Here is a 10719-nt window from a genome sequence, read left to right as displayed (position 1 = left end):
CCCGCTTCCCCGTACGCCGGCGGGGGCGTCGGCTCGTCCCGCGGGCCGGCCCAGGCCTCGTCCGGTTCGGAGTGGCGTTCGCGCCCGGCCCCACGCCCGCCGCGGCCACGCCCCCTCCTCCATTGCCACCGCAGTCGCCATCGCCGCTTTCCGATGCGGAGCCCCCGCGGCTCGCCCCGCCGCCACCGCCGGAAAACGCCCCCCGCCACGGCGGGGCGGACCCGCTGGCGCAGGGCTCGGAAGGCCCGGGCGAAGGCCCCCAGACCGGCGGCCAGTCGGTTGCCGAGCTGCTGGCGCGGCTGCAGGTCCAGCCGTCCGAGGGGGGCCGGCGCCGTCGCCGCGACGGCTGAGCTGGGAGCTTCCTCACATTGGGCGCCGACGGCTAATCGACTACAGTTTTAGTGACCGAACGGTACCCACGGGGTGGGACCGGAACGAACGAAAGAAATTTGTGAGGTCGTCTGCGATGGTGCAGTTCGACGGTTTGCGCCCGGCCAGGCTCAAGGTGGGGATCATCTCCGCCGGCCGGGTGGGCACCGCGCTCGGTGTCGCGCTGGAGCGCGCCGACCACGTCGTGGTCGCGTGCAGCGCCATCTCCCACGCGTCACGCCAGCGGGCCCAGCGCTGGCTGCCCGACACCCCGGTGGTGCCGCCGCCGGACGTGGCCGCCGTCGCCGAGCTGCTGGTGCTGGCGGTCCCCGACAGCGAGCTGGCCGGCCTGGTGTCCGGGTTGGCCGCGACGTCGTCGGTGCGGCCGGGCACGATCGTCGCCCACACCTCCGGCGCCAACGGCGTCGGCATCCTCGCGCCGCTGACCCGGGACGGTTGCATCCCGCTGGCGATTCACCCGGCGATGACCTTCACCGGCTCCGACGAGGACATCAACCGGCTGCCGGACACCTGTTTCGGCATCACCGCCGCCGACGACGTGGGGTATGCGATCGGGCAGTCGCTCGTCCTTGAGATGGGCGGCGAGCCGTTCTGCGTGCGTGAGGAAGCGCGGGTGCTCTACCACGCCGCGCTGGCGCACGCGGGCAACCACCTGGTGACGGTCCTCGCCGACGCGCTCGAGGCACTGCGGGCCGCGCTGCGGGGCAGCGAACTGCTCGGGCAACAGTCCGTCGACGACCAGCCGGGCGGTATCGCCGAACGCATCGTCGGACCGCTGGCGCGGGCGGCGCTGGAGAACACCCTGCAACGCGGGCAGGCCGCGCTCACAGGTCCGGTCGCACGCGGTGACGCGGCAGCGGTTGCCGGGCATCTGGCCGCGCTGAACCAGGTCGACCCGGAACTCGCGCAGACGTACCGGCTGAACGCCCTGCGGACCGCGCGGCGCGCCCACGCTCCCGCCGACGTCCTCGAGGTGCTGGCGGGATGAGACCGGGCAAACCGCCCGCCTTCAAGGCCGGCGAACTCAACCTCTACTCGCGCCCCCGCGACGTCACCGACGTGTCCCGCGCGCTGCGCCACACCGGCCGCCGGGTGATGTTGGTGCCCACCATGGGCGCACTGCACGAGGGTCACCTCGCCCTGGTGCGCGCCGCCAAACGGGTGCCCGGCTCGGTGGTCGCGGTGTCGATCTTCGTCAACCCGCTCCAGTTCGGCGCCGGGGAAGACCTCGACGCCTATCCTCGGACCCTCGACGACGACGTGGCGCTGCTACGCGGTGAAGGTGTCGAAATCGTGTTCGCGCCAACGGCGGCGGAGATGTACCCCGACGGACTGCGCACCACCGTGCAACCCGGTCCGCTGGCCGCGGACCTCGAAGGCGGCCAGCGACCGACCCACTTCGCCGGCGTGCTCACGGTGGTGTGCAAGCTGCTGCAGATCGTGCGCCCCGACCGAGTGTTCTTCGGCGAGAAGGACTATCAGCAGGTGGTGCTCATCCGGCAGATGGTCACCGACCTGAACATCGACGTCGCCGTGGTGGGCGTGCCCACCATCCGCGAGGCAGACGGCCTGGCGATGTCGTCGCGCAACCGCTACCTCGATCCGGTGCAGCGCGAGGCGGCCGTGGCGGTTTCGGCGGCGTTGACGGCGGGAGCGCACGCCGCGGACGCGGGGCCGCAGGCCGCGCTGGACGCGGCGCGCGCGGTGCTCGAGGCGGTGCCCGAGCTCACGGTCGACTACCTCGAGCTGCGCGATCAGGAGCTGGGCCCGTTGCGGTCCAACCGATCCGGCCGGCTGCTGGTCGCCGTCCGGCTGGGCAGCACGCGACTGCTGGACAACATCGCGATCGAGATCGAAACTTCGCCGGCACCCGTGGGGCCGGACGGATATCGGGACCCCCGTGAATCATCTTGGAGGAATTGATGTTACGGACCATGCTCAAGTCGAAGATCCACCGCGCCACCGTGACGCAGGCCGATTTGCACTACGTCGGCTCGGTGACCATCGACGCCGATCTGATGGACGCCGCTGACCTGCTGGAGGGCGAGCAGGTGACCATCGTGGACATCGACAACGGCGCCCGCCTGGTCACCTACGCGATCACCGGCGAGCGCGGCAGTGGGGTGATCGGGATCAACGGTGCCGCCGCCCACCTCGTGCACCCGGGTGATCTGGTGATCCTGATCGCGTACGGGACGATGGAAGACGCGGAGGCGCGCTCGTACGAGCCGCGGATCGTGTTCGTCGACGCCGACAACAAGCCGATCGACCTGGGCCACGATCCGGCCTTCGTTCCCGCGGACGCCGCCGAGCTACTCGACCCCCGAATCACTGTGCGGTAGCCGTGCTGCTGGCGATCGACGTCCGTAACACCCACACCGTCGTGGGACTGATCTCCGGGTCCAAAGAGCACGCAAAGGTCGTGCAGCAGTGGCGGATCCGGACCGAGTCCGAGGTCACCGCGGACGAGCTGGCCCTGACCATCGACGGCCTCATCGGCGACGACTCCGAGCGGCTCACCGGTGCGGCCGCCCTGTCGACCGTCCCGTCGGTCCTGCACGAGGTGCGGATCATGCTGGACCAGTACTGGCCGTCGGTGCCGCACGTGCTGATCGAGCCCGGCGTGCGCACCGGCATCCCGCTGCTCGTCGACAACCCGAAAGAAGTGGGCGCCGACCGAATCGTCAACTGCCTGGCAGCCTTTCACCGGTTTCAAAGCGCCGCGATCGTCATCGACTTCGGTTCCTCGATCTGTGTGGACGTCGTGTCGGCCAAGGGTGAATTCCTCGGCGGCGCGATCGCGCCCGGCGTGCAGGTCTCATCGGATGCCGCGGCGGCCCGCTCCGCCGCGCTGCGCCGGGTGGAGCTGTCCCGTCCCCGTTCGGTGGTGGGCAAAAACACGGTCGAATGCATGCAGGCGGGAGCGGTATTCGGTTTCGCCGGGCTGGTCGACGGCCTGGTCGGACGGATTCGCGAGGACGTTGACGGCTTCGCCGGCGACGACGTCGCGGTGGTGGCGACGGGGCATACGGCACCGCTGCTGCTGCCCGAGCTGCACACCCCGAGCCATTACGACCAGCACCTGACCCTGCACGGCCTGCGGCTGGTCTTCGAACGCAACCGCGACGCCCAGCGCGGCCGGTTGAAGACCGCGCGCTGAATTCTCGCCACCGAGATTGCCCCTGTGGTCGCGGCTGCGACCGGAACAACGACCATCACGGCGATCTCGGCGGGCCGCCAGTAAGAGCCGCCCCCGCGAGGTCATTTAAGCTGGCACGTCGTGAGTGACGCCCCCGAGGACGCAGCAACAGACCTGCCCGAGCAGTTCCGGATCCGCCGGGACAAGCGCGCTCGTTTGTTGGCGGAGGGCCGTGAGCCGTATCCGGTCGCCATCGAACGCACTCACACCCTGGCGCAGGTGCGCGCCGACCACCCCGACCTGCCGGTCGACACCGCGACCGACGACGTCGTCGGCGTCGCCGGCCGGGTGATCTTCGCGCGCAATTCCGGCAAACTGTGCTTTGCGACGCTCCAGGAGGGTGACGGCACCACCCTCCAAGTGATGCTCAGCCTCGACAAGGTCGGCCCCGAATCGCTCGACGCGTGGAAGGCCGACGTCGACCTCGGCGACATCGTCTACGTGCACGGCAACGTGATCAGCTCACGGCGCGGCGAATTGTCCGTGCTCGCCGATTCCTGGCAGATGGCGGCGAAGTCGCTGCGGCCGCTGCCGGTGGCCCACAAGGAGATGAGCGAAGAGGCGCGGGTGCGGCAGCGCTACGTCGACCTGATCGTCCGTCCCCAGGCCCGCACCGTGGCGCGGCAACGAATCGCCGTGGTCCGCGCGATCCGCAACTCGCTCGAACGCCGCGGGTTCCTCGAAGTCGAGACGCCTATGTTGCAGACGCTCGCGGGCGGCGCGGCGGCGCGGCCGTTCGTCACGCATTCCAATGCTCTGGACATCGATCTGTACCTGCGGATCGCGCCGGAACTGTTCCTCAAGCGCTGCATCGTCGGTGGTTTCGACAAGGTCTTCGAACTAAATCGAGTGTTCCGAAACGAAGGCGCGGATTCGACGCATTCTCCGGAATTCTCCATGCTCGAGACCTACCAGGCCTACGGAACCTATGACGATTCGGCAGTCGTCACGCGCGAGCTTATTCAAGAGGTCGCCGATGAGGCGATCGGAACCCGACAACTACCGCTGCCCGACGGGAGTGTCTACGACATAGATGGAGAATGGGCGTCGATTCAAATGTACCCGTCGCTGTCCGCGGCGCTCGGCGAAGAGGTCACCCCCGAGACGCCGGCGGAGCGGCTGTGGGCCATCGCGGATCGGCTGGGGGTCGAGATTCCCCGGGACCGGGGCTACGGGCACGGCAAGCTCGTCGAGGAACTGTGGGAGCACACGGTGGGAAACACGCTGACGGCGCCCACCTTCGTGCGGGACTTTCCAGTCGAGACAACGCCTTTGACGCGTCAGCATCGCAGCATTCCGGGCGTGACCGAGAAGTGGGACCTCTATGTGCGCGGGGTCGAATTGGCCACCGGGTATTCCGAGTTGAACGACCCCGTCGTCCAGCGGGAGAGATTCGCCGCCCAAGCCCGCGCGGCGGCGGCAGGCGACGACGAGGCCATGGTGCTCGACGAAGACTTTCTTGCCGCCCTCGAGTATGCGATGCCGCCGTGCACCGGAACGGGAATGGGTATCGATCGGTTGTTGATGACTTTGACTGGACTGTCAATTCGCGAGACAGTTTTGTTCCCGATTGTTCGGCCGCACTCCACTTGAAAAGTGCAACTGTGCGCCTTCCGGCCAGATTGAGTATGCTGCCCTGTTATGGCAGATTGGTGACCCGGGGAGGCTCACCCAAACTGCTCAGCAACTGCTCAGGACGAAATGCGAGGATAAGCTAATGGCGAAAAAAGTGACCGTCACCTTGGTCGATGATTTCGACGGTGCCGGCGCAGCCGACGAAACGGTCGAATTCGGCCTTGACGGGGTGACCTATGAGATTGACCTTTCGTCCAAGAATGCCGCGAAACTCCGCAACGACCTGAAGCAGTGGGTGGAAGCCGGTCGCCGGGTGGGCGGTCGGCGGCGTGGCCGGTCGGGCTCCGGCCGCGGCCGCGGCGCGATCGACCGCGAGCAGAGCGCCGCGATCCGCGAATGGGCCCGCCGCAACGGCCACAACGTGTCGACGCGCGGCCGCATCCCGGCCGACGTCATCGACGCGTTCCACGCGGCGACCTGACAAACCTCCGACCGGCGCCCCGGACCGCTGCGGCCCGGGGCGCCGGTTTGTCATTTCGCTGGCGGCGAAAGAATCGTCCACGGAGTAAGGAAACGAATTGGCGCCCGGCCACGTTGGTTCGGTTACGGCGCTGTAATCACAGGGGAGATCGCCCGATACGGGCCCGGCGGGTCTTGAACAGCAAGGAACCACAAGGTTATGCCCCCTGGCAGGCCGACCATTACAGTGGATGGCAGGTATGAGATTCCGGCCCCAACGGGGACCGGTGGGCCACACAGAGGCCAAGTACCGATGGTGAGGGAGAGCAGGTAACCACCGATGTTTGAACGATTTACCGACCGTGCCCGCAGGGTCGTCGTCCTGGCGCAAGAAGAGGCCCGGATGCTCAACCACAACTACATCGGCACCGAGCACATCCTGTTGGGTCTTATTCACGAGGGCGAGGGCGTCGCGGCGAAGTCGCTGGAGTCGCTGGGGATCTCGCTCGAAGGCGTTCGCAGCCAGGTCGAGGAGATCATCGGCCAGGGCCAGCAGGCGCCGTCCGGGCACATCCCGTTCACCCCGCGCGCCAAGAAGGTCCTCGAGCTGAGCCTGCGCGAGGCGCTGCAGCTGGGCCACAACTACATCGGTACCGAGCACATCCTGCTCGGACTCATCCGCGAGGGTGAGGGCGTTGCCGCCCAGGTGTTGGTGAAGCTGGGCGCCGAGCTGACCCGGGTGCGCCAGCAGGTCATCCAGCTGCTGAGCGGCTACCAGGGCAAGGAGGCCGCGGAGGCCGGCACCGGTGGCCGCGGTGGCGAGTCGGGCAGCCCGTCCACCTCGTTGGTGCTCGACCAGTTCGGGCGCAACCTGACGGCAGCCGCGATGGAGGGCAAGCTCGACCCGGTCATCGGCCGCGAGAAGGAAATCGAGCGCGTCATGCAGGTCCTGAGCCGGCGCACCAAGAACAACCCGGTGCTGATCGGCGAGCCCGGCGTCGGCAAGACTGCCGTCGTCGAGGGACTGGCGCAGGCCATCGTGCACGGCCAGGTTCCGGAGACGCTGAAGGACAAGCAGCTCTACACGCTGGACCTCGGCTCGCTGGTGGCCGGCTCGCGCTACCGCGGTGACTTCGAGGAGCGGCTGAAGAAGGTGCTCAAGGAGATCAACACCCGCGGCGACATCATCCTGTTCATCGACGAGCTGCACACCCTGGTGGGTGCCGGCGCCGCCGAGGGCGCGATCGACGCCGCGTCGATCCTCAAGCCCAAGCTGGCCCGCGGTGAGCTGCAGACCATCGGCGCCACCACGCTCGACGAGTACCGCAAGTACATCGAGAAGGACGCCGCCCTGGAGCGCCGCTTCCAGCCGGTGCAGGTGGGGGAGCCGACGGTGGAGCACACCATCGAGATCCTCAAGGGGCTGCGCGACCGCTACGAGGCGCACCACCGGGTGTCGATCACCGACTCCGCGCTGGTGGCCGCCGCCACGCTGGCCGACCGCTACATCAACGACCGGTTCCTGCCGGACAAGGCGATCGACCTGATCGACGAGGCGGGCGCGCGGATGCGGATCCGCCGGATGACCGCGCCGCCAGACCTGCGTGAGTTCGACGAGAAGATCGCCGACGCCCGCCGCGAGAAGGAATCGGCGATCGACGCTCAGGACTTCGAGAAGGCCGCGAGCCTGCGCGACCGGGAGAAGCAGCTGGTCGCCCAGCGGGCCGAGCGGGAAAAGCAGTGGCGCTCGGGCGATCTCGACGTGGTCGCCGAGGTCGACGACGAGCAGATCGCCGAGGTGCTGGGCAACTGGACCGGCATCCCGGTGTTCAAGCTCACCGAGGCCGAGACCACCCGCCTGCTGCGCATGGAGGACGAGCTGCACAAGCGGATCATCGGCCAGGAGGACGCCGTCAAGGCCGTCAGCAAGGCGATCCGTCGCACCCGGGCGGGGTTGAAGGACCCCAAGCGCCCGTCGGGCTCGTTCATCTTCGCCGGCCCGTCCGGTGTCGGTAAGACCGAGCTGTCCAAGGCGCTGGCAAACTTCCTGTTCGGCGACGACGACGCGCTCATCCAGATCGACATGGGCGAGTTCCACGACCGGTTCACCGCGTCGCGGCTGTTCGGTGCCCCGCCGGGATACGTCGGCTACGAAGAGGGCGGCCAGCTCACCGAGAAGGTGCGGCGCAAGCCGTTCTCGGTGGTGCTGTTCGACGAGATCGAGAAGGCGCACCAGGAGATCTACAACAGCCTGTTGCAGGTTCTCGAGGACGGCCGGCTCACCGACGGTCAGGGCCGCACGGTCGACTTCAAGAACACCGTGCTGATCTTCACCTCGAACCTCGGTACGTCCGACATCAGCAAGCCGGTCGGCCTGGGCTTCACCCAGGGTGGCGGTGAGAACAACTACGAGCGGATGAAGCAGAAGGTCAACGACGAGCTGAAGAAGCACTTCCGCCCGGAGTTCCTCAACCGCATCGACGACATCATCGTCTTCCACCAGCTGACCAAGGACGAGATCATCCGGATGGTCGACCTCATGATCGGCCGGGTCGCCGGACAGCTCAAGGCCAAGGACATGGCTCTCGAGCTGACCGACAAGGCCAAGGCCTTGCTGGCCAAGCGGGGCTTCGACCCGGTGCTGGGTGCCCGCCCGCTGCGGCGCACGATCCAGCGCGAGATCGAGGACCAGCTGTCCGAGAAGATCCTCTTCGAGGAGGTCGGACCGGGACAGGTCGTCACGGTCGACGTCGACAACTGGGACGGCGAGAGCGCCGGCGAGGACGCGGTGTTCACCTTCACGGGGACGCGCAAGCCACCGGCCGAGCCGGACCTGGCGAAGGCCGGTGCGCACGCGGCGCCGGAAACGCCCTAGCACGACAGCAAACGGGCGGCTAATCTCTGACCGGATTAGCCGCCCGTTTCGCTGCGCTCTGAAAGAGGGGCCCAACCCGTGTTGATCGTCACCACCAACGACCTGCCCGGCTGGGAGATCCAGCGCGTCTGCGGCGAAGTGTTCGGGCTGACCGTCCGCTCGCGCAACGCCTTCTCCCAGATGGGTGCCGGCTTCAAGGCGATGTTCGGCGGCGAGCTGGCCGGCATGACCAAGAACCTGGCCGAGAGCCGCAACGAGGCGATGGGGAGGCTGATCACCGAGGCGCGCAATCGCGGCGGCAACGCGATCGTCGCGATGCGGTTCGACACGACCGAGATCGGCGACGTCTGGACCGAGATCTGCGCCTACGGCACGGCGGTCCAGGCGACCCCGGTCACCGAGGCCGCGAAATACACCGCCAGCCAGCTGGGTTACGGCTCCCCGCCGCCGCAGCATTGACCGCCGGTTTACACTGACTCTCGTCCTGACGGGCAACGGAATCTGGTGAAATTCCAGAACGGTCGCGCCACTGTCGAAAGTCAGACCCAAGCCCGTCGTCAGCAGCGGGGACGCGGATATCCCCGGAAGGAGTCAATCGTGCCGAATGTTGAGACGACCCGCACCCGGTCGGTAGATCTATCCGCGGCCAGCGCCGCGGTCTGGTTGGCGGCCACCGCCTTCCTGGCTCTGTTGGCGCTGTACTTCGTCGGTGTGGACCAGGGCGCGGTGTCGCTGTTCGGCAGCGATTCGCACGTGCACGAGTTCGTGCACGACGCGCGGCACCTGCTCGGCTTCCCCTGCCACTGATCGCGTGGAGAAGCGTCTGATCGGACGCGGCTTGCTGGCCGGTGCAATCGGCGCGGTGTTGGCGTTCGCCTTCGCCCGCTTGTGCGCCGAGCCAGTGATCGGCCGCGCCATCGCCTTCGAGGACGGCCGGACCGACGCCGAGAACGCTCATGGCGTGCACGAGCATGGCGCCGAGTTGTTCAGCCGCGGGGTGCAGTCCAACGCGGGGTTGGGCTTCGGTTTGTTCATCTTCGGTGTCGCGATGGGGGCGCTGTTCAGCGTGCTGTTCTGTGTGGTCGCCGCGCGCGTGACAAGCGTTGGGCCGCGCGCGCTTTCGCTGCTCTTGGCCGCGGGGGCTTTCGTCGCGCTGTACCTGGTGCCGTTCGTGAAGTATCCGCCGAATCCGCCGGCGGTGGGTCAGGCGGACACGATCGGGGCGCGCACCGGCTGGTACCTGGTGATGGTGCTGGCGTCGGTGGTGCTGACCGTCGCGGCCGGGTGGCTCGGCCGGTCGCTGGCGGCACGTCTCGGTGCGTGGCACGGATGGCTGCTCGCCGTGGGCGGCTACGTAGCGGCCGTCGCGGTGCTGGCGGTATTGCTGCCGGGCGTGGACGAGACCCCCGGGCCGCTGCGCGACGCGTCGGGCACGATCATCTATCCGGGCTTTCCCGCCGACGTCCTCTACGATTTCCGGCTGCTGTCGCTGGCCGCTCAGCTGGTGCTGTGGACCGCCATCGGCGTGGTGTTCGCGACGCTCGCCGGGCGGTTGCTCGAGGAACGCGCGCCGAGCATCAACGCGTGACGGAGGTCGTCCGCCTGGTCTTGGTGTCGCACGCGATGACCGACGCCATGGCTTGCGCGCGGTTCCCGCTCGACGAACCGCTCAGCGACGTCGGACGTGGGCAGGTGAAACACGTTGGCCTCAAACCCAAGAAGCACCTCGCCGCGCCCGAGCGGCGCGCAGGTGAAACGGCGGAGCTGCTGGGGTTGGACGCCAGCGTCGAGCCGCGGCTGGCCGACATCGATTACGGGACATGGCGCGGGCAAGCGCGGGAGGCGATCGACCCGCAAGACCTCGAGGTGTGGCTGACGGATCCGGGCCGGGCGCCGCACGGCGGTGAGTCGATCGTCGATCTGATCGAACGGGTGGCGGCATGGGTGAAGTCGGTGAGCCAGCCGACCGTGGCGGTGACGCATCCCGCGGTCATCCGGGCGGCGGTCCTGCTCGCCTTGGCGGCACCGCCGAAATCCTTCTGGCGCATCGACATTGCGCCCGTCAGTCATACCGTCATGCACCTGCGCGATGGCCGTTGGACGCTGCGGCTGTGAGCGGGGATCGGGTTTTCGAAACTTGTCGGACCCCCCTGCGATGATGGGGTTATGTCCTCGATCGCATCGCCTCCGGTGGAGCTGAAGCCTGCGGATCGTGTTGAGG

The 10719-nt window shown here is 68.0% G+C and carries 11 protein-coding genes and 1 pseudogene; all 12 read left to right on the top strand.

What is annotated here, in order from left to right; translation table 11 throughout:
• Positions 1-350, top strand: a pseudogene (locus A5681_RS26950) (hypothetical protein); the annotation flags it as partial.
• Positions 351-466: 116 nt separating this feature from the next.
• Positions 467-1378 (top strand): Rossmann-like and DUF2520 domain-containing protein, encoded by a 912-nt coding sequence (locus A5681_RS01350; RefSeq protein WP_067268792.1) that lies wholly within the window; start codon positions 467-469, stop codon positions 1376-1378.
• Entirely contained in the window at positions 1375-2313 is a 939-nt protein-coding gene (gene panC / locus A5681_RS01345; RefSeq protein ID WP_067268791.1) for a pantoate--beta-alanine ligase, read from the top strand. Before A5681_RS01350 ends, panC begins: the two co-directional genes overlap by 4 nt.
• Positions 2313-2732, top strand: a complete 420-nt coding sequence (gene panD, locus A5681_RS01340) for an aspartate 1-decarboxylase (protein WP_067268790.1) — start codon at positions 2313-2315, stop codon at positions 2730-2732. Before panC ends, panD begins: the two co-directional genes overlap by 1 nt.
• A 2-nt stretch (positions 2733-2734) precedes the next feature.
• Positions 2735-3550 (top strand): type III pantothenate kinase, encoded by an 816-nt coding sequence (locus A5681_RS01335; RefSeq protein ID WP_067268789.1) that lies wholly within the window; start codon positions 2735-2737, stop codon positions 3548-3550.
• A 120-nt stretch (positions 3551-3670) separates the two neighbouring features.
• Positions 3671-5182 carry a lysine--tRNA ligase gene (lysS, locus tag A5681_RS01330; protein WP_067268788.1) on the top strand — a complete coding sequence of 504 codons (1512 nt, stop codon included), beginning with the start codon at positions 3671-3673 and terminating at the stop codon, positions 5180-5182.
• A gap of 124 nt (positions 5183-5306) precedes the next feature.
• Positions 5307-5645, top strand: coding sequence for a histone-like nucleoid-structuring protein Lsr2 (lsr2, locus tag A5681_RS01325; protein ID WP_003875617.1), 339 nt, complete (start codon positions 5307-5309; stop codon positions 5643-5645).
• Positions 5646-5963: 318 nt separating this feature from the next.
• A complete protein-coding gene (clpC1, locus tag A5681_RS01320) occupies positions 5964-8498 on the top strand; it encodes an ATP-dependent protease ATP-binding subunit ClpC (protein ID WP_067268787.1) in 2535 nt (844 codons plus the stop codon).
• A gap of 78 nt (positions 8499-8576) precedes the next feature.
• Positions 8577-8957, top strand: a complete 381-nt coding sequence (locus tag A5681_RS01315; RefSeq protein WP_067268786.1) for a YbjQ family protein — start codon at positions 8577-8579, stop codon at positions 8955-8957.
• A gap of 138 nt (positions 8958-9095) precedes the next feature.
• Positions 9096-9305: a CbtB domain-containing protein gene (locus A5681_RS01310; RefSeq protein ID WP_067268785.1), complete on the top strand. Its 210-nt coding sequence runs from the start codon at positions 9096-9098 to the stop codon at positions 9303-9305.
• 4 nt (positions 9306-9309) lie between these two features.
• On the top strand, positions 9310-10086 hold the full coding sequence (locus A5681_RS01305; RefSeq protein ID WP_067268784.1) for a CbtA family protein: 777 nt from the start codon (positions 9310-9312) through the stop codon (positions 10084-10086).
• Positions 10083-10613, top strand: coding sequence for a histidine phosphatase family protein (locus A5681_RS01300; protein WP_067268783.1), 531 nt, complete (start codon positions 10083-10085; stop codon positions 10611-10613). Before A5681_RS01305 ends, A5681_RS01300 begins: the two co-directional genes overlap by 4 nt.
• Positions 10614-10719: the final 106 nt, after the last annotated feature.

This window comes from Mycobacterium scrofulaceum (assembly GCF_001667885.1).
GTDB lineage: Bacteria > Actinomycetota > Actinomycetes > Mycobacteriales > Mycobacteriaceae > Mycobacterium > Mycobacterium scrofulaceum_C.
This window is presented reverse-complemented; position numbering and strand designations above follow the sequence as displayed.